This is a genomic window from Micromonospora sp. DT63, from assembly GCF_049841615.1.
Taxonomy (GTDB): domain Bacteria; phylum Actinomycetota; class Actinomycetes; order Mycobacteriales; family Micromonosporaceae; genus Micromonospora.
In genome coordinates this window covers 202,125-219,944 of record NZ_JBNCKQ010000008.1, presented here as the reverse complement: position 1 = coordinate 219,944, position 17,820 = coordinate 202,125, and the positions used below count along the sequence as shown (strand labels likewise).

16 protein-coding genes and 1 riboswitch are annotated in these 17,820 nt (G+C 74.0%); of the genes, 10 read left to right on the top strand and 6 right to left on the bottom strand.

Translation table 11 applies throughout. The annotated features are described in order from the left end of the window. Positions 1-68 precede the first annotated feature (68 nt). The gene (locus tag ACLQ27_RS26895) at positions 69-2,528 is read left to right on the top strand and encodes a DNA translocase FtsK (RefSeq protein ID WP_234588293.1); all 2,460 of its coding nucleotides are present in this window, start codon (positions 69-71) and stop codon (positions 2,526-2,528) included. 65 nt (positions 2,529-2,593) lie between these two features. On the opposite strand, the gene ACLQ27_RS26890 is transcribed toward ACLQ27_RS26895, so the two are convergent. Together ACLQ27_RS26890 and ACLQ27_RS26885 are read right to left on the bottom strand one after the other, a co-directional pair. Then, the gene (locus ACLQ27_RS26890) at positions 2,594-2,839 is read right to left on the bottom strand and encodes a hypothetical protein (RefSeq protein WP_234588295.1); all 246 of its coding nucleotides are present in this window, start codon (positions 2,837-2,839) and stop codon (positions 2,594-2,596) included. A gap of 76 nt (positions 2,840-2,915) precedes the next feature. Further along, on the bottom strand, positions 2,916-3,230 hold the full coding sequence (locus ACLQ27_RS26885; protein ID WP_425869268.1) for a DMT family transporter: 315 nt from the start codon (positions 3,228-3,230) through the stop codon (positions 2,916-2,918). A gap of 55 nt (positions 3,231-3,285) precedes the next feature. Beyond that, a riboswitch (guanidine-III (ykkC-III) riboswitch) is annotated at positions 3,286-3,345 on the bottom strand. Positions 3,346-3,448: 103 nt separating this feature from the next. On the opposite strand from ACLQ27_RS26885, the gene ACLQ27_RS26880 reads away from it, so the two are divergent. From ACLQ27_RS26880 to pspM, 7 genes are all read left to right on the top strand, one after another. Then, positions 3,449-4,372 carry an ornithine cyclodeaminase family protein gene (locus ACLQ27_RS26880; RefSeq protein ID WP_425869266.1) on the top strand — a complete coding sequence of 308 codons (924 nt, stop codon included), beginning with the start codon at positions 3,449-3,451 and terminating at the stop codon, positions 4,370-4,372. A gap of 94 nt (positions 4,373-4,466) precedes the next feature. Next, positions 4,467-5,975 carry a 30S ribosomal protein S12 methylthiotransferase RimO gene (gene rimO / locus ACLQ27_RS26875; protein ID WP_234588298.1) on the top strand — a complete coding sequence of 503 codons (1,509 nt, stop codon included), beginning with the start codon at positions 4,467-4,469 and terminating at the stop codon, positions 5,973-5,975. A 77-nt stretch (positions 5,976-6,052) separates the two neighbouring features. Then, positions 6,053-6,649, top strand: a complete 597-nt coding sequence (gene pgsA / locus ACLQ27_RS26870; RefSeq protein ID WP_234588299.1) for a CDP-diacylglycerol--glycerol-3-phosphate 3-phosphatidyltransferase — start codon at positions 6,053-6,055, stop codon at positions 6,647-6,649. A 127-nt stretch (positions 6,650-6,776) separates the two neighbouring features. Continuing rightward, the gene (locus ACLQ27_RS26865) at positions 6,777-7,361 is read left to right on the top strand and encodes a CinA family protein (RefSeq protein ID WP_357497897.1); all 585 of its coding nucleotides are present in this window, start codon (positions 6,777-6,779) and stop codon (positions 7,359-7,361) included. 152 nt (positions 7,362-7,513) lie between these two features. Continuing rightward, entirely contained in the window at positions 7,514-7,975 is a 462-nt protein-coding gene (locus tag ACLQ27_RS26860; RefSeq protein WP_234588300.1) for a helix-turn-helix domain-containing protein, read from the top strand. Positions 7,976-8,176: 201 nt separating this feature from the next. After that, the gene (locus ACLQ27_RS26855) at positions 8,177-9,049 is read left to right on the top strand and encodes a PspA/IM30 family protein (RefSeq protein WP_357497894.1); all 873 of its coding nucleotides are present in this window, start codon (positions 8,177-8,179) and stop codon (positions 9,047-9,049) included. Positions 9,050-9,068: 19 nt separating this feature from the next. After that, on the top strand, positions 9,069-9,854 hold the full coding sequence (pspM, locus tag ACLQ27_RS26850; RefSeq protein WP_425869263.1) for a phage shock envelope stress response protein PspM: 786 nt from the start codon (positions 9,069-9,071) through the stop codon (positions 9,852-9,854). Between the two features lie 17 nt (positions 9,855-9,871). Here the strand turns inward: pspM and ACLQ27_RS26845 are convergent, their stop codons facing one another. Both ACLQ27_RS26845 and ACLQ27_RS26840 read right to left on the bottom strand, forming a co-directional pair. Further along, positions 9,872-13,639 (bottom strand): hypothetical protein, encoded by a 3,768-nt coding sequence (locus ACLQ27_RS26845; protein ID WP_425869261.1) that lies wholly within the window; start codon positions 13,637-13,639, stop codon positions 9,872-9,874. Positions 13,640-13,711: 72 nt separating this feature from the next. Further along, on the bottom strand, positions 13,712-14,509 hold the full coding sequence (locus tag ACLQ27_RS26840) for a DNA-formamidopyrimidine glycosylase family protein (protein ID WP_357576095.1): 798 nt from the start codon (positions 14,507-14,509) through the stop codon (positions 13,712-13,714). Positions 14,510-14,618: 109 nt separating this feature from the next. On the opposite strand from ACLQ27_RS26840, the gene ACLQ27_RS26835 reads away from it, so the two are divergent. Further along, positions 14,619-15,893: a hypothetical protein gene (locus ACLQ27_RS26835; protein WP_425869259.1), complete on the top strand. Its 1,275-nt coding sequence runs from the start codon at positions 14,619-14,621 to the stop codon at positions 15,891-15,893. A 25-nt stretch (positions 15,894-15,918) separates the two neighbouring features. Here ACLQ27_RS26835 and ACLQ27_RS26830 read toward each other — a convergent pair whose 3' ends face one another. Together ACLQ27_RS26830 and ACLQ27_RS26825 are read right to left on the bottom strand one after the other, a co-directional pair. Further along, positions 15,919-16,161 (bottom strand): CPCC family cysteine-rich protein, encoded by a 243-nt coding sequence (locus tag ACLQ27_RS26830; RefSeq protein WP_039905669.1) that lies wholly within the window; start codon positions 16,159-16,161, stop codon positions 15,919-15,921. Positions 16,162-16,186: 25 nt separating this feature from the next. After that, entirely contained in the window at positions 16,187-16,987 is an 801-nt protein-coding gene (locus ACLQ27_RS26825; RefSeq protein ID WP_425869258.1) for an SAM hydrolase/SAM-dependent halogenase family protein, read from the bottom strand. Between the two features lie 126 nt (positions 16,988-17,113). Here ACLQ27_RS26825 and ACLQ27_RS26820 point away from each other — a divergent pair, with 126 nt between their 5' ends. After that, complete coding sequence (locus ACLQ27_RS26820; protein ID WP_425869256.1) at positions 17,114-17,728, top strand: hypothetical protein; 615 nt, start codon at positions 17,114-17,116, stop codon at positions 17,726-17,728. Positions 17,729-17,820 lie beyond the last annotated feature (92 nt).

Here is a 17,820-nt window from a genome sequence, read left to right as displayed (position 1 = left end):
GTGCTGCGACGCGCGGACACGACCCGGAAAAGCGGCGATCTGCCCGGCCCCACCGTTACCGTGACTCTATGGCGGGCCGTACCTCTCAGGCGAGCCGGCGACGCGGCGCGTCGCCGCGCGGTGGCACCAACAGCCGTGCCCGTCAACCGGCGAAGAAGACCCGGGCACCGGTACGGCGACGCACCACACCCGCCCGTCCCGGCCCGGCGGTCTACGTTGGCCGCGCGATCGGTGCACTGTGGATGGGGCTGGCGCACGGAATGGGTTGGGCCGTGCGGGCCGCCGGCCGGCAGGCCGCCTCCGCCCGCGACCTCGACCCCGAGCACCGTCGCGACGGCGGCGGGCTGCTGCTGTTCGGGCTGGCCCTGCTCAGCGCCGTCGCGCTCTGGTTCTCCGGGGCGGGCCCGGTGGGCGCGCGGCTGGCCGACACGATCCGGCTGTTCCTGGGCGCGATCTCCGTGGTGGTGCCGGTGCTGCTGATGATCGGTGCGTGGCGGCTGATGCGCCAGCCCGCCGATCCGGAGCACCGGGGTCGCGGGTTGATCGGGTGGGGCTCGCTGCTGGTCTCGACCGCCGCGCTGCTCCAGATCGGTCAGGACCCGACGGACACCGTGCAGCGCGACTACGCCGGTGGCCTGGTCGGCGCCGGCGTGGGCGGGTTGCTGGAGCGGGCGGTCACCGCGTGGGTGGCCGTACCCTTGCTGGTCCTGCTGTTGCTCTTCGGCCTGCTCGTGGTCACCGCGACGCCGATCAACAAGATTCCCGAGCGGCTGGGCCTGCTCGCCGGAAGCCTGGTCGCGACAGCGGACCCCGACGTCGCCGAGGAGGTCGACGAGACGGTTCTCCGCCCGGCGCGCAAGCGACCGGCGAAGCGGATGCCCCCACCACTGGACCCGGACGACTTCGAGGACCTGGAGGGCGCCGACCTCCAGGAGACCATGGTCCTGCCGCGCAAGGCCCCGGCGAAGGTGCCGGCCAGCCGCAAGCCGGCTGAGCCGCCGGAGCACTCGCCCGCGCCCACCCGCGCCGAGCAGCTCGCGTTGACCGGCCTGGCCGGCGACTACACCCTGCCCCCGGCGAACATGCTCAGCGCCGGCGCCGCCGCGAAGACCCGCAGCAAGGCCAACGACGAGGTGATCGCCGCGCTCACCGGCGTCTTCGACCAGTTCGACGTGGACGCCGCGGTCACCGGGTTCACCCGGGGCCCGACCGTCACCCGCTACGAGGTGGAGCTGGGGCACGGGGTCAAGGTCGAGCGGATCACCCAGCTCTCCCGCAACATCGCGTACGCGGTGAAGTCGCCGGACGTACGGATCCTCAGCCCGATCCCGGGCAAGAGCGCGGTCGGCGTGGAGATCCCGAACACCGACCCGGAGAACGTGGCGCTCGGTGACGTGCTGCGCTCCCGGGCGGCGACAAGCGACCACCACCCGATGGTGGTGGCGCTCGGCAAGGACATCGAGGGCGGCTACGTGGTGGCCAACCTCGCCAAGATGCCGCACATCCTCATCGCCGGGGCCACCGGCGCGGGCAAGTCGAGCTGCCTCAACACGCTGCTGGTGTCCATCCTCACCCGGGCCACCCCGGACGAGGTGCGGCTGCTGCTGATCGACCCGAAGCGCGTCGAGATGACCGGCTACGAGGGCATCCCGCACCTGGTCACCCCGATCGTGACCAATGCCAAGAAGGCGGCCGACTCGCTGGACTGGGTGGTCCGCGAGATGGACATGCGCTACGACGACCTCGCGGCCAACGGGGTCCGGCACATCGACGACTTCAACCGCAAGGTCCGCAACGGCGAGATCAAGGCCCCGCCGGGCAGCGAACGCGAGATGCGTCCGTATCCGTATCTGTTGGTGATCGTGGACGAGCTGGCGGACCTGATGATGGTCGCGCCGCGCGACGTGGAGGACTCGGTCGTCCGGATCACCCAGTTGGCCCGGGCCGCCGGCATCCACCTGGTGCTGGCCACCCAGCGCCCCTCGGTCGACGTGGTGACCGGTCTGATCAAGGCGAACGTGCCGTCCCGGTTGGCGTTCGCCACGTCGTCCCTCGCGGACTCGCGGGTCATCCTGGACCAGCCCGGCGCGGAGAAGCTGCTCGGCCGCGGTGACGGTCTCTTCCTGCCGATGGGGGCCTCGAAGCCGGTCCGAATCCAGGGCGCCTGGGTCACCGAGCGCGAGATCGCCGACGTGGTGAAGTTCTGCAAGGACCAGCGCGAGCCGGAGTTCCGCCCGGACGTGCTGGCCCCCGCCAAGGACAGCCAGAAGAAGATCGACGAGGACATCGGCGACGACCTCGACCTGCTGGTGCAGGCGGTGGAGCTGGTGGTCACCTCGCAGTTCGGCTCCACCTCGATGCTCCAGCGCAAGCTGCGGGTCGGTTTCGCCAAGGCGGGCCGTCTCATGGACCTCATGGAGACCCGCGGGGTGGTCGGCCCGTCGGAGGGGTCGAAGGCCCGCGACGTGCTGGTCAAGCCGGACGAGCTGGAGGACGTCCTGGCCGGCCTGCGCGGGGACGTGGACTGACCCTCGGTCGATCCGGGATACGCGACGGGCCCGCCGGTAGCCGGCGGGCCCGTGTCGGAGTGCGGTCAGTTGTTGATCAGCGCGCCGATGATCACCAGGCTGATGATCGCGGCGACGACGCTGGCCACGGCGGCGTACCAGCCGAGCGGCTTGTCGCCGAGCACCGCGCCGACGACGCCGGCGATCACGCCGAGCACGCCGAAGATGATCGGGTTGAGCAACAGGGCGAGCACGGCGAAGACGAAGCCCACGATGGTGAGGATGCGGGCGGCGTTGTTACGCGGGCGGGCGGTGGTGGGGACGTCGGCCATGTCTTCCTCCGGTGTGAGAGCCTGTCGTGCCAGACCGATCAACTACCCACCGTGGACATTGGTCACGCGTACATCTTCAGTGGAAGATCTTCAGCCCGACCACGCCGGCGATCACCAGCAGCAGGCAGAGGATCCGGGGCAGGCTGGCCGACTCGCCGAGCGCCAGCATCCCGACCAGCGCCGTCCCCAACGCGCCGATGCCGACCCAGACCGCGTAGCCGGTGCCGACCGGTATGTCGCGCAGCGCGTACGCGAGCCCGCCCATGCTCAGCACCAGGGCCAGTACGAACACCGCCGACGGGAGCAGCCGGCTGAAGCCGGCGCTGCGGTCCAGGGCGATCGCCCAGACCGTCTCCAACAGTCCAGAGATCACCAACACCAGCCAGGCCATCGTCCACCTCACGAAGGAGCGCCCGGGCTGCCGCACCGGACGGGTCGGGTCGTCACGTGGGGCGTCTTGGCCTGACCGGGTACGCCCACCGCTCGTCCGGAGTGGTCACCGGCATCCGGGCCACCGTGGCCGACGCTAGCACCGGCCCGACGGCCCCGGTGGTGACTCCCGCCACCACACGTTGACCTCTACCTCACTTCAACTTGCAGTATGGCGAGATGGCCCTGCTCTATGCCGATCCCGAGATCGCCGCCGTCCTGGACGCCACCACCACCGTCGACGCCATGCGCGTCGCCCTGGTGGCCGCGTACGAGGGGCGGCTGGTCGCCCCGCCCCGGGCCGCCGCCCCGCTCGGCGGGGGACGGATGGTGCTCACCGCCGGGCACCTCGTCGGCGAGTGGTACGGCTACCGCTCGTACGACACGTTCGGCCACCCGCAGGGCGAGCAGCTGGTGGTGCTGCACGACGCCCGTACCGGAGCGGTGCGGGCGGTCGCCGTCGGCGAGGAGCTGGGCTCCCGGCGTACCGGTGGGCTGGGTGGCGTGGCGGTCGACGCGCTGGCCCGGCCGGACGCGGTGACCCTCGGCGTGATCGGCTCCGGGCGGCAGGCGTGGACCCAGGTGTGGGCCGCGGCCGCCGTCCGACCGCTGCGCGAGGTGGTGGTGCACAGCCGCTCGACGGCGCGACGGGACGCCTTCGCCGCCCGGGTGCGCGCCGAGCTGGGCGTGCCGGCCCGCGCGGCCGCCGACCCGGGGGCGGCCGTCACCGGGCGGGACATCGTGGTGCTCGCCACCACCAGCCGCACCCCGGTGCTGCGGTCCGGCGATGTGAGCCCGGGCACGCACGTCAACGCGGTCGGTTTCAAGCAGCAGGACCGCAGCGAATTCGGCACCGACCTGCTGGACGTCGCCGACCTGCTGGTCACGGACTCGCCGGCCCAGGCGGCGGACTACCAGCCGCCGATGCTCGCGGCCCTGCCCCCGTACGCCGGACGGTTGCGTGACCTGGGCGGCGTCCTGGCCGGCGCGGTTCCCGGCCGGAGCACGGCGGACCAGATCTCCGTCTTCTGCTCCACCGGCCTGGCCGGCACGGAGGTCTTCCTGCTCGACGCGCTGACCCGCGTGGGCGCGGCGACCCGCTGACCGGTCGCTGCCCGGCGACGACGCGCGGGGTGTGTGCCGGCCGACCACCCCGGCCCGCGTGCGCGGGCCTGCGCGACCGGCCCGGTACCCTCGGATGGTGTCTGCCACCTCTCCTTCTCCTTCCGACAACGCCGAGGGCCGCCGCGTCGCCCTGCTCACCCTGGGCTGCGCCCGCAACGAGGTCGACTCGGAGGAGCTGGCCGCCCGGCTGCACGCCGACGGCTGGCAGGTGACCACCGACGGCGAGGGCGCCGACGTGGTGGTCGTCAACACCTGCGGCTTCGTGGAGAAGGCCAAGCAGGACTCCATCCAGACCCTGCTCGCCGCCGCCGGCACCGGCGCCAAGGTGGTGGCCGCCGGCTGCATGGCCGAGCGCTACGGCCGGGAGCTGGCCGACAGCCTGCCCGAGGCGCAGGCGGTGCTGAGCTTCGACGACTACCCGGACATCGCCGCCCGGCTGAACGCAGTCGTCGCCGGGGAGCAGATCACCGCGCACACTCCCCGGGACCGCCGCGAGCTGCTGCCGCTGACCCCGGTGCAGCGCCAGAGCGCCACCGTGTCCCTGCCCGGGCACGGCACCGTGGCCCGCGCCACCGTCGACACCGACGAGCACACCCCGGCGCACCTGCGCCAGGTGCTGCGCCGCCGACTGGACACCGGCCCGGTGGCCTCGCTGAAGCTCGCCAGCGGCTGCGACCGGCGCTGCGCGTTCTGCGCCATCCCCGCGTTCCGTGGGGCCTTCGTCTCGCGTACGCCGGACGAGCTGCTCGCCGAGGCGGAGTGGCTGGCCAAGACCGGCGTACGCGAGCTGGTGCTGGTCAGCGAGAACTCCACCTCGTACGGCAAGGACCTCGGTGACCCCCGCGCGTTGGAGAAGCTGCTGCCGCAGCTCGCCGCGGTGTCCGGCATCGTCCGGGTGCGGGTGAGCTACCTCCAGCCGGCCGAGACCCGGCCCGGTCTGGTCGAGGCGATCGCCGGCACTCCCGGGGTGGCCCCGTACTTCGACCTGTCGTTCCAGCACTCCAGCGAACCGGTGCTGCGCCGGATGCGCCGTTTCGGCTCCACCGACCGTTTCCTGGAGCTGCTGGCCAGCGCCCGGGCGCTGGCACCGGAGGCGGGCGCGCGGAGCAACTTCATCGTGGGCTTCCCCGGCGAGACCCGCGCCGACATCGACGAGCTGACCCGGTTCCTGACCGAGGCCCGGCTCGACGCGATCGGCATGTTCGACTACAGCGACGAGGACGGCACCGAGGCGGCCGGCCTGCCCGGCAAGGTCTCCGCCGCGACCATCAAGCGGCGCTACGACCGGCTCAGCGCGCTCGCTGACGAGCTCTGCTCGCAGCGGGCCGAAGACCGGCTCGGCTCGACAGTCGAGGTGCTCGTCGACGCGATCGTCGACGGTGTGGTGGAGGGCCGGGCGGCGCACCAGGCGCCGGAGGTGGACGGTTCCACCACCCTTGTCGCACCGGCTGACGGAGGGGTCGACCTGGCCGCGTTGCGCCCGGGTGACCTGGTGCGGGCCACGGTGACCGGCACCGAAGGGGTGGATCTGCTCGCGGTGCCGGATGAGATGATCTCGGCGGCGCCCGGCGCGGCACGGTGACGGCGGGCCCGGACGGAGCGGGGGAGCCAGGTGGTGCGGTGCCGGAAACGCCATGGCGACCCGAGCGGAGCGAGACGGTGACCGGGGCGACGGAGTCGACGCCGGCCCGGGTGGTCGCGCGGGTGCCCGTGCTCAACGCGGCAAACGCCCTGACCGCGCTGCGGCTGGTGCTGGTGCCGGTCTTCGCCGCGTCCGTGATCGTGTCGGGGATGACCCACGCGGGTTGGCGGATGGCGGCCTGCCTGATCTTCGCGGTGGCCTCGGCGACCGACCTGGTGGACGGTTGGATCGCCCGCCGGTTCGGTCTGGTCACCTCGGTCGGCAAGGTGGCCGACCCGATCGCCGACAAGGCGCTCACCGGCGCGGCCCTGGTGCTGCTCTCCTGGTACGACAGGTTGCCCTGGTGGGTGACGGCGCTGATCCTCGTCCGCGAGCTGGGCATCACCGGCCTGCGGTTCTGGGTTATCCGGCACGGGGTGATCGCGGCCAGCCGCGGCGGCAAGATCAAGACTGCGCTCCAGATCCTGGCCATCGCCTGGTACCTCTGGCCGATGCCGGCCGCCCTCGTCGCCGTCGGCCCCTGGATCATGGGTGCCGCCGTCCTGGTCACGGTGGCGACGGGCTTCGACTACATCACCCAGGCCCTGCGCCTCCGCCGCCCCCACCAACCCTGACCCCCCACCCCGCCCGCGGTGATCATGAAGTTGTTGCCGTCGGGGCCGGCGTGGCGGGGCGATAACTTCATGATCGACGGGTGTGGCCCGGAGGGTTGGGGGTCGGCGGGTGGGGAAGGACGAGCTCATGCAGCGGGAAGAGCGGGAAGAGAACGCCACGGGTAGCGCGGCGGCGGGTGTCGTGCACAGTCTGTCGCAGCGCCACGAGACCCTGGCCACCGTCGAATCGCTCACCGGCGGGCTGCTGGCCGCGTCGATCGTGGAGATCGCCGGGGTCAGTGGGATCTACCGGGGCGGGTTGGTCGTCTACGCCACCGACCTGAAGTCCACCCTGGCCGGCGTACCGGCCGATCTGCTGGCCGAGCGCGGCCCGGTCGACCCGGACGTGGCGGCTGCGCTCGCCGAGGGCGGCCGGCGGCGCTGCGGCGCCGACTGGGGGCTCGCCACCACCGGGGTCGCCGGCCCGGAGCCGCAGGACGGCAAGCCCGTGGGCCTGGTCTACGTCGCGGTCGCCGGCCCGACCGGGGGAGAGGTCCGCCAGCTCGACCTGGACGGCGGGCGGGACCACGTACGCTCGGCCGCCGTGATCGAGGCGCTGCGGCTGCTCGCCGAGCGGATCCACGCCGCCGACGAGGCCGCCCGCGACGGCGTGGCGACGGCCGAGGAGGCCGCCCGCGACGGTTCCGGGACGGCCGGCGTGGGGCGCCGATGAGCCGCCCCGGGCGAACCGACGGGCGGGGCGGGATGTCGCCGGGCCCCACAGCGGGTACGGTTGCGGGAAGGCTCCGACGCTCGGAGCCGGCGCGGTCCGCCGCGGCCGGCCGCCCGACGCCGGGCGAGAGGTATCCCTCAGGGGGAGGTGCGATGGTCCTGCTACGCCGGGTGATCGGTGACGCACTGCGGACGCGCCGGCAGGGACAGCAGCGCACACTGCGTGAGGTGTCCACCGCCGCCAACGTCAGCCTCGGCTACCTCTCGGAGATCGAGCGGGGGCACAAGGAGCCGTCCAGCGAGCTGCTCGCCGCGATCTGCGACGCCCTCGGTGCCCGCCTGTCCGAATTGTTGCGCGAGGTGAGCGACACCGTGGCCCTCGCCGAGCAGATGCCCGCCGGGGTGCTCGTCGGCATGCAGGACGAGCCGGCCGAGGCCGCGCCCGTCGGCGCGACGGCCGCCGTGCGCAAGGGCGCCAACCGGGGCGTCCGGCAGGTCACCTCCGACGGCAAGGTCGCCGTGTCGGTCCGGCAGGATTCGCCGCTGCGGGCCACCCTGCGCAGCACCCGGGTCCGCCCCACCGAGCGCGACCGGGACGTGGTCTGCGCCGCCTGAGCCCGTCGAACCGTTGACCATGGGCGACGTGGCCCCGGCCGCGTAGGGTTGCCCGCAGGAGCCGACGGTTCCCGTCGAGCACCCGGTACGGATGCCCCGCTGGCGTTCGGCTGGGACGATGGAGACCGGCCGGTCCGCGGTCGGTCGGCTGAACCCGGCCCGATCGCGGTGGAGCGACGCTACTGAGGGGATACCGCGGAGATGGCGAACCCGTTCGTCAAGGGCTGGAACTACCTGATGGCGCTCTTCGGTGCCAAGATCGACGAGCACGCCGATCCCAAGGTGCAGATCCAGCAGGCCATCGAGGATGCCCAGCGGCAGCACCAGGCGCTGGTCCAGCAGGCCGCGGCGGTCATCGGCAACCAGCGTCAGCTGGAGATGAAGCTGTCCCGGCAGATGTCCGAGGTCGAGCGGCTGCAGGGCAACGCCCGGCAGGCCCTGGTGCTCTCCGACCAGGCCCGCGCCAAGGGCGACGAGGCCGAGGCGGTGCGGTTCGAGCAGTCCGCCCAGGCCCTGGCCACCCAGCTGGTCTCGGCCGAGCAGGCCACGGAGGACCTGAAGACCCTGCACGACCAGGCGCTCGGCGCCGCCGCGCAGGCCCGCCGCGCCGTCGAGAACAACTCGATGATCCTCCAGCAGAAGCTCGCCGAGCGCACCAAGCTGCTCAGCCAGCTGGAGCAGGCCAAGATGCAGGAGACGGTGGCCCGCTCACTGGAGTCGATGTCGTCGATGACCGCCCCCGGCACCACCCCGTCGCTGGACGAGGTGCGTGACCGCATCGAGCGGCGGTACGCCAACGCGATGGGCCGCGCGGAGCTGGCCGGCAACTCCGTCGAGGGCCGGATGCTGGAGATCCAGAAGGCGACCATCGACTCGGCGGGCTCGGCCCGGCTGGAGCAGATCCGGTCCAGCATGGCGGGGGAGCAGCTCGGCGGCACGGCGCAGCGCCCGGCGGTGCCGCAGGGTGAGAAGGCCGGTCCGGGCAGCGACCCGACCGCCGCCGCCCGGCTGGACGAGCTGCGCGCCAGCATGGCCCGCGAACGGGGCACCGGCGACCCGACCGCCGCCGGCTGAACGGTCCGAGGAGGCTTCGGTGGCAGACGAGCGCACGCGGTATTTCCGTCAGCTGGGTCGGCTGCGCCGGTCCGCCCGGCGGTGGAGCGTGCTGGCCGGTGGGCTCGGCGGCGCCGCGGCGGTGCTGACTCCGTACGCCGGCCTCGGTCTGCCGGACGCGGCCTGGGCCGGCGCCGCGGGCAGCGCGGTGGCGTTGGCCGCCTGGCGCTGGATCGATCTGCGGGCGCTGGCCGCCCGCCCGGCGCCCCCGGCCCTGGATCCGGCCGAGGCCGCCGCCCGGTCCCGCGCCCGGCTGGTGGCCGCCGTCGAGCGCCTGCCGGTCGGCTCGGGCGTGCTCGCCGAGGTACGCCGCGTTCGCAGTCGGGTCGCGCTGCGCGGCACCACCGCCGGGCAGCAGTGGGCCCGACTGGACCGGGCGTCGCTCACCCTGGCCGGGATGGCGCCCCGGCTCACCGGGCTGGCCGAACCGGCCGTGCTGGAGGCGGCCGCCGCCGACCGGTCGTTGCGTGACCTCGCCACGCGGGTGGCCAGCGTGGAACGGGCCCTGCGGCTCGCGCCGACCGACGCCCGGGCGCCGCTGGCCGAGGCGCACCGCACGCTGACCGCCCAGCTGGAGAGCGGCGTGGCGGCCTACGAGCGGCTGGTGGTGGCCGCCGCCGGTTACCTGGCCGAGGACGCCCGACCGGAGCCCACCCACCCGGCCGCCGACCGGCTGACCGAGGCGACCGACCTGCTGCACGGGGTCGCCTCGGCCCTGGCCGAGCTGCGCGCCGGCAGCTCCGGGCTGCGGGCACCCACCAGCTGAGCCACCCGCCCCGCCCGTCACGGTGGGGTAGTGACCGGGATCGGCCCGGTGTACGGCGAACTGCCCACGACGTTGAACGACCGGATCCGGTAGTGGTAGGTCACGCCCCGGGCCAACCCGGTGTTGGTGAAGCCGCGACCGGTCACCGTGAAGGTCGCCACCTCCTGGCCGAACGCCGGGTCCAGCGCCCGCTGCACGATGAACCCGGACCCCGGACCGGCGGGCGTGTGCGCCGTCCACCCCAGCACCACAGTGGCGGTGTCCGGCCCCGGCGCGGTCGCGGCGGCGGTCACCCCGCTCGGGATGCCCGGCGCGGGCGGGGTGCTCGCCGCGGCCACCGTCGACCAGGCCGAGGCGGCGCCCAGGTACGTGGTGCGGACCCGGTAGTAGTACGTGGTGTCCGGGGCGGCAGTGGTGTCCAGGTGGTTGTCACCGACCCCGATGGCAGTGGTGCCCGGGCCGCTGGTGAAGGTCGGATTGGTGGCCCGCTGCACGTCGATGCCGGTGGCGAAGGAGCGGTTCGTCCAGCGCAGGGCCACCCGCAGCGGCGCGGCGGGCGGGATCGCCGCGATCAGCCCGCCCGGCGCGGCGAGATGCACCGAGGCGGGCACGCTGTTGGACCAGGACGAGTAGCTGACGTCGTTCTCGGCACGGATCCGGTAGTGGTAGGTCTGGCCGGGGGTGACCGTCGCGTCGGTGTAGCGGGTGGCGGCGGCCGCGACGGTGATCGTGGTGACGTCGCCGCCGAAGGTCGCGTCGGTGGCCCGTTGCAGCAGGTGGCTGGTCGCGGGTGGGCGTCCGCCGTTGCCGGTCCACGCCAGGGCGATCGCCGGCAACGCGGTGGCCGAGCCGGGCACCGGCGTGGCGGTCAGCCCGGTGGGCGCCCTCGGCGTCACCCGCAGCACCAGGGGACGACTCATGCCCAGGTCGCGGTGGCCGGCGAGCTGGCTGTGCCAGCGGTACTCCCATCCGAGGTTGACCATCTGGTTGACGACCACGGCGGCTCGCCCGTCGGTCGGGCTGATCGGCGTCGACCCGGCCCGCGCGCCGGGTGGACGCCCGGGGTCGAGCAACCGGACGCTGTCGCCCAACTTGAACGGCAGGGCCGGAGCGACGGGACGGAGCGCCACCACCACGTCCTCGCGCGGGTTGACCCGGACGATCTGCTTCCAGCCCAGCTCCGCCGGGTGCGGCTGGCGCTGCGTGCCGTCCCAGCCGACCCGGTTGACGACCTGCACGTCGCAGCCGCCGAAGTGCAGCGGCTCGGTCTGCCGGACGTTGCCGCTGATCCGCCACAGCTGGGTGCCGTCGGCCGGGGCGCCGACCGGGATGGCCGGGTCGGCGGCGTACAGCACCTCGGTGACCGGGTCCGTCGGGCCGAGCGGCAGGGTCGCCGGTGCGAGCGGCCCGGCGTGCGGGTGGGCGACGCCGAGTCGCCCGGCCAGCCGCCCGTGACCGGGTTCGAACACCTGCTGGGCGGCCTTGATCTCGATCGGCAGGGTCACCGGGCCGCCGCCGCCCAACGGCGTGAACGTCACCGTGTCGGCGTGCGCCGACACCGTCGTCTCGGCCGCCGTCCGGCTGCCGAAGGCCGGGTCGTACGCCGGCTGCGGCACGATCGGCGGGCGCTGGCTGGCCGCGTACGCCCCGGGCAGCCGCTCGCACAGCCGGGCCAGGTCGTACGCCGGTTCGGGCACGCCGCGCACCCGGAACTGGAGCAGGGTACGGGTGTTCGGCCCGTACCCGGGCTCGGTGGGCGGTGGGCCGCCCTCGGCCGTCCGGTCCGGTGCGTCGGTGTGCTGGTCGTTGCGCGGGTCGAAGCCGGGCAGCGGGGCCGGGGCGTCGTTGTAGAGGATCAGCGTGCTGCCCGGCGCCACCGTGGAGAAGTCGACGAGCACGTCGGCGCGCTCACCCGGGGCGAGCAGCAGCGTGTGCCCGTCCACGTTCAGCACCGTTGGGTCGAGCCGGTCGTAGCGGTAACCGATCGGCCGGTTCGGCAGCACCACCGGGGCGGGCAGCAGCCCGGCCTCGTTGCCGATCTGGACGAACTCCGGGCCGGCGGCCCGTGGGTCCGGCACACCGCCGTCCCGCCCGTCGCTCGGCCAGGCCGCCGGCCGGTCCGGTGCCCGTACGGCGGGCACCATCGGCACCTCGCCGGCGTCCGCGTCGGCCAGGACGCCGTCGTCGGTCCACATCGGCGCGTCCGAGCAGGCCCGGTAGAGCTGTAGGTGGAGGCTGCGGTCCAGGCAGGCGTTGAGGATGCGGAACCGGTACGCGCGGGGACGCACCTCCAGGTACGGGTAGGCGACGCCGTTGACCAGCGGGGTGTCGCCGTACGCCGCGGGCACCGCGGACGGGTGTGGCACCCCGGGGCGCAGCGGGGGCTCGGTGGGCGCCCCGACGGGGTCGTGGTGCGGGTTCGGCACCGGCCCCGGCCCGGTCGGTGGTGGCCCGCCGGTGATGCGTTCCGCCAGCGGCCAGCCGTCGACGGTGGGCTCGCCGTCGGCCCGGCTGCCGTCCGGGGCGGGACTGCGCGACCAGGGGCCGTAGTCCCACCGGCCGGTGGGGTTGCGCCCGCCCGACCGGTACGGGTTCTGCCGGGGCTGGTAGACGTGGGGGTGCCAGAGGCTGCCCCGGGCGCCCCACCGTTCCCGGTCCCAGGTCGGGTCCTCGGCGGCGAGTTGGGTGTCGTCCGGTACGAACGTCTTGTCCTCGATCACCAGGGGCAGCTGGTCGGCCGGCAGCACCCCGTCGGCGACGAGCTGGTCCTCGACCGGGTCGGTGAGCAGGTAGGGCGCGAGCTGCCCACCGTAGACGGTGAGCCGCGCCAGGCCGACTGTGTTGTCGTGGAACCAGAGCAGCCGGCCGCTCTGCTCGTTGGGGAAGTAGAGCGTGGTGGCCCCGACGCCGGGCGGTGGCATGTCCGGCACCGGCGTCAGGCCCGTCCCGGTCGGGTACGGGGTGATCTCACCGGCCGGGGTGATCCAGTGCCCGGGGTTGCCCGCGCTGGTCCAGCCGGTCTGCGCCCCGGCCAGGTGCAGGACCGCCCGGTTCTGCGGGTACGGCGCGGGGCCGTCCAGCGGGCCGATGCCGGCCCCCTCGACCGTCTCGTCGACAGGTAGGAACAGCTCGCCGGCCCGGCCGGTGGGGAGCTGGTTGATGAACTTCACCCGGACCGGCCGGCCCCGCCGGGCGTGGATCATCGGGCCGAGGTGCCAGGGTCGCTCCGGGGGCGCCACGGTGTTGTGGCCGGACGCGTCGGTGCCCAGGTTGAGCTGGCGGTAGCCGCGCAGCCGGGTGGCCGGCAGGTCCCGGTGCAGGCGCTGCGTGTACTCCTGGAGCCCGATCTCGTAGTAGTCGCAGCCCGGGTAGCTGATCGTGTCGGGCACCGCCACCGGCAACCGCCCGCCGAGGTCGGTGCCGCCCGCCCGGCCGGGGATCGGCAGCGCGTCGACGAACTTGCGCAGCCCGGTGCCCGGCGCCGGCCGGCCGTCGGGGCCGCGCGTCGGGCGGGGACTGTACGCGACGTTCGGCACCGGCCCGAAGCAGCGCGGCACGGCGGTCGGGTCCAGGCTCGCGGCGGGTGCGGCCTCCTCGGTGGTACGCGCGGCCGGCACGGACACCGTCCGGCCGAGGCTGTCGGGGGTGGGCCGGTAGAAGAAGGTGGAGCGGAGTCTGCGGAAGATCGCCATGACTCTCCCCGAGGTTGGGGCACGAGGATCGCCACCCCGGCGTGGCGGCCCTCGGCACTCTGCTGACGGGCGGTGAGCACTCAACCGCAGCATGCGACGTCGGAGGCCGGATAGGAATTACCCAATCGTCCGTATCTGGGCTGGCCCCGGCCGGCGAGGGCCAGTTCAGGTGTCCGACTGCTCCGGCTGGCACACCGGGCACCAGTAGGTGACCCGTTCGCCCAGCTCCTCCTTGCGGATGGCGGTGCCGCAGCGGCGGCACGGCTGGGCGCGGCGGCCGTACACGTAGCTGGTCTGCCCCCGGTGCAGCGAACCGGTGGTGCTCTGCGTCCAGCGGCCCCGGTTGGCGGCCAGCAGCCGCTGCGCGAGCGCCACAGTGGCGGGCAGGTCGGGCACCGCGCCGACGGGCGTCCACGGCGACACGCCCCGCAGGAACAGCACCTCGCACTTGTAGAGGTTGCCCACCCCGGCCAGGTTGCGCTGGTCGAGCAGGGCCTCGCCGATGGTCTGCTCCGGGTGCCCGGCGAGCCGCCGGACCGCCTCGGTCGGGTCCCAGTCCGGGCCGAGCAGATCCGGCCCGAGGTGACCCACCAGGCCGTCCTCCTCGCCGGTCGGCACCAGGGCCAGCTCGTGCAGGTGGTAGCCGACCGCCACCGCGCCGGGGGTGCGCAGCACCACCCGGATCAGGTGCGCGGGTCGGCCGCTCCACCGTTCCCCCGGCGCGTACGCCCGCCAGGCGCCGTCCATCCGCAGATGGGAGTGCAGCGTCCACCGCGCGTCGTCCGGGGCGGTGAGGCGGAGCAGCAGGTGCTTGCCCCGGCTGGCCGACTCGCGGACGGTCCACCCGGTGAGGTCGGTGGTGGCCAGCTGCGGCACCCGGAAGTCGGACCCGGTGAGCCGCGCGCCGGCCAGCGCGCGGTGCAGCACGCGGGCGGTGTTCCAGACGGTGTCACCTTCGGGCACCCTGCCATCCTCCCTCTTTCGAGCAAGATTCGCATGTGTCGCTATTTGTAGTCAGGTTCCTCATGATCTCCTGACATGCGAGGGTCAGGGAGTTCTGAGGAGAATGCCCATGACGCGACCTCATTGTCGTATCCGACCCGCCACCCTCACCGCCACCCTCGCCCTCACGCTCACAGCCGCCGTAGCGCCCGCCACCAGCCTTTTCCCGACCACCGTCCCCGCAACCGGCACGTCGCTCACCCTGACCGCCGCCGCGCCCGGTGCGGAACGGTGGAGCGCCGACCTGTCCGTCGACCGGGACGACGTCAACGTCCGGCGTACCGCCGCCGGGCTGCGGCTGCGCGAGGCGCGCACGGCCGGACGCACCCCGCGCAGCCCGCACAGCGCGCTCGCCGAGGGCATGCTGCTGACCGCGCCACGCGCCCTCACCCGACCGGCCACCCGGGTCCGCGCCGCGATCAACGCCGACGTCCCCGCCGGCGCCAGCGTGGAGGCACAGGTCCGCGGATGGCGGGTCAGTGGCTGGACCGAGTGGCGGGCCGCGACCGCCACCGCCGGCACCGTCTTCGACCGGCCGGTCAGCCAGGTGCAGACCCGGGTGGTGCTGACCGCGCGGGCCGGCGGCGCCACCGCGACGGTACGCGGCGTCCAGCTCACCGCCGACGCGACAGCAGCCGTCTCCGCCGCCACGCCCGGCCTCACCTACCGGGTGTACGCCACCCGGATCGGGCTGGTCGGCGAACTGACCGCCAACGGCCACACGATCCAGCCGCGCGACCACTTCGCGGCGCTACCGTCGCGCCGGGGCCTCTCCCCGCTCAACAGCGGCGACTACACCGTGCGGGTCTGCACCACCACCACTGGCGCCCGCTGCGAGTACGCCCCGGTCTGGGACGTCGGGCCCTGGAACACCCGCGACGACTACTGGAACCCGTCCGCCGTACGGGAGAACTGGAAGAACCTGCCGCAGGGCCGGCCCGAGGCGCAGGCCGCCTACCAGTCCGGCTACAACGGCGGGCGGGACCAGTTCGGGCGTACGGTGCTCAACCCGGCCGGCATCGACCTGGCCGACGGCACCTTCATCGACGGCCTCCAACTCACCACCAACGCCTGGGTGGACGTCGCCTACCTGTGGACCGGCGGCGGGCCGCGCGGCGTCGTCGGTGACGGGCCGCTCAACATCCGCAGCGGGCCCAGCACGTCGTACGCGGCCCGTGGCTTCGCCGCACGGTTCGCCAACGTGCCGATCCAGTGCTACGTCACCGGTCAGTCGGTCGCCGGCCCGTACCGCACCACCACCAGGTGGAACCGCCTGGCCACCGGGCAGTACGTCAGCCACGCGTACATCTCCGCCGTCTACGGCGGCACCGTTCCGGTCTGCTGAGTCGACCCCGCCTCGGCGGACGTCCTCAGGGACGCTCGTCGGGGCGGGCGGGGCGCACCATGTCCTGGTAACGCGGGTGGCTCGCCCCGTACACGGCGTAGTTGAGCCGGGCGTGCGACAGGCTCAGGTCGCCGTTGGCGCCACCCCGCACGGCGTCGGCGTCGGCGTCGCTCTGACCGTCGTCGGTCCAGAAGCAGACCGGGCAGGTCCCGCCGCCGGTCCGAGAGGCACAACAGGGACAGCCCACGGGAACTACGTGTTCACCCACCGGGGCAGCATTCCATAGTCGAATGTCACCCGGCCACCCGCAGGAGGTCACCCGGAGACACACCGAGGACGTCCACCGCCCGGCCGCCGTTGACCGCCACCGCCACCAGATCGGCCGAGTCGACGTACACCACCAGGCCGCCCTCCGGCGCGTCGCCGAACGTCCGTCCGCGCACTGCCGCGCGGGCCGGTCCGGGCCCCGACGAGCCCACCCGGACGGCGGCCGGGAGTGGGCCGAGCACCTCGGCCGGTGCGGCTAGTTGAACGTTTCCGAAATGGTCGACGGTCAGCACCTCGGCGGTGAAGCCCTCGGCGTCGCGGGCCACGACCGGCGGCGGCAGCCGGACCAGCCCGTCCGGGTCGACCGCCGGACCGGCCCCGGCCAGCGGCGCACCGAGCGCCAACCGGGCCGCCACCGGGGCGAAGACGTCCCGACCGTGGAACGTGCCGGAGACCCGGGCCGCCAGCCAGCGCGGCTCGGTGAGTTCCACCGCGGCGGTCACCCCGCCGAGCGCGGCGGCGGCGTCCGGCAGCAGCCCGTTGTCCGGCCCGACCAGCAACCCACCCGGCGTGGCCAGCGCGACCCCCCGCCGGGCGGTGCCCACCCCCGGGTCGACCACCGCCACGTGCACGCCCACCGGCAGGTAGGGCACGGTCTGCGCCAGCACGGCGGCGCCGCGCCGGACGTCCGCCGGCGGCACCAGATGGGTCACGTCGATGACCCGGGCGGCCGGCGCGATCCGGGCGATCACCCCGTGGCAGGCGGCCACGAAACCGTCGGTGAGGCCGTAGTCGGTGGTCAACGAGATCCACGGTGTGCCGGACATGCCCGCAGGTTAGCCTCCCAGCGCGTCGTTCCCTGACGAGTCGTGCCATTGGGTTGGCGGATATGGGACAGCGCGCTGCCCGACCGGCCACTGCCGCCGTCGGGCGTGGGCCGGCAGACTGCCCTGGTGACACATCGGAGCCTGCCCGCCGTCGGGATCCTTCTGGTCGCCGTCGCTCTGACCGCTGGCTGCGGCAGTGACGACAACAGCTCTCGGGCGGCCTCGCCGGCCTCGCCCGTCGCGACCCCGGTGGCGAGCGACCTCGCGAGCGCGCCGACGCCGTCGACGGTCCCGTCCGGTTCGGCCGATGCCGCCGAGCCGTCGGGTCGCCCCGTCCAGCCGACCCCGCCGCCCGCCGTGCCGCCCGCGCCAGCGCAGGGGCCGGTCGAACGCCGGCCGGCCAGCCCGCCGCCGGTGGTGCTGCCCGCGCGCCCGGCCGGTGCGCCCGGCGCCCGACAGGTGGTCGACGCCTTCAAGGCCGCCGGTCTGCGAGTGACGCACCCGAAGGACCGCTCCGTGGACTGTGGACCGGACGGCCTCGGGCTGGGCTGTTCCGAGATCGTCGCCACCGACGGCGTGACTGTCTACGTGTTCCCCGACGAGACCAGCGCGGGCGACATCGCCGAGACGTGGGGCGGCCAGTCGTACCGGCGTGGGGCCGTGGTGCTCAACTACCTCGAGGCGAAGACCCCGGCGGCCGACCGACTTCGCTACGAGAAGATCCTCAACAGCCTCCGCTGAGGATGCCCCCTCCCGTCGCCCCACGGGCGTCGCGCCTGCGCCCGCGGTCGGGGTATGTGCCCTTTTCCTTGTGATGCCTGTGAGTCATCATG

What these genes read in the sequence shown, in the direction of transcription:
- ACLQ27_RS26895 (WP_234588293.1), top strand. Translation starts at nt 69, where the DNA reads ATGGCGGGCCGTACCTCTCAGGCGAGCCGGCGACGCGGCGCGTCGCCG.
- ACLQ27_RS26825 (WP_425869258.1), bottom strand. Translation starts at nt 16,987, where the DNA reads ATGTCCGGCACACCGTGGATCTCGTTGACCACCGACTACGGCCTCACC.
- ACLQ27_RS26845 (WP_425869261.1), bottom strand. Translation starts at nt 13,639, where the DNA reads ATGCTGCGGTTGAGTGCTCACCGCCCGTCAGCAGAGTGCCGAGGGCCG.
- ACLQ27_RS26890 (WP_234588295.1), bottom strand. Translation starts at nt 2,839, where the DNA reads ATGGCCGACGTCCCCACCACCGCCCGCCCGCGTAACAACGCCGCCCGC.
- ACLQ27_RS26860 (WP_234588300.1), top strand. Translation starts at nt 7,514, where the DNA reads ATGGTCCTGCTACGCCGGGTGATCGGTGACGCACTGCGGACGCGCCGG.
- ACLQ27_RS26855 (WP_357497894.1), top strand. Translation starts at nt 8,177, where the DNA reads ATGGCGAACCCGTTCGTCAAGGGCTGGAACTACCTGATGGCGCTCTTC.
- ACLQ27_RS26835 (WP_425869259.1), top strand. Translation starts at nt 14,619, where the DNA reads ATGACGCGACCTCATTGTCGTATCCGACCCGCCACCCTCACCGCCACC.
- ACLQ27_RS26865 (WP_357497897.1), top strand. Translation starts at nt 6,777, where the DNA reads ATGCAGCGGGAAGAGCGGGAAGAGAACGCCACGGGTAGCGCGGCGGCG.
- ACLQ27_RS26885 (WP_425869268.1), bottom strand. Translation starts at nt 3,230, where the DNA reads ATGGCCTGGCTGGTGTTGGTGATCTCTGGACTGTTGGAGACGGTCTGG.
- rimO (WP_234588298.1), top strand. Translation starts at nt 4,467, where the DNA reads ATGGTGTCTGCCACCTCTCCTTCTCCTTCCGACAACGCCGAGGGCCGC.
- ACLQ27_RS26880 (WP_425869266.1), top strand. Translation starts at nt 3,449, where the DNA reads ATGGCCCTGCTCTATGCCGATCCCGAGATCGCCGCCGTCCTGGACGCC.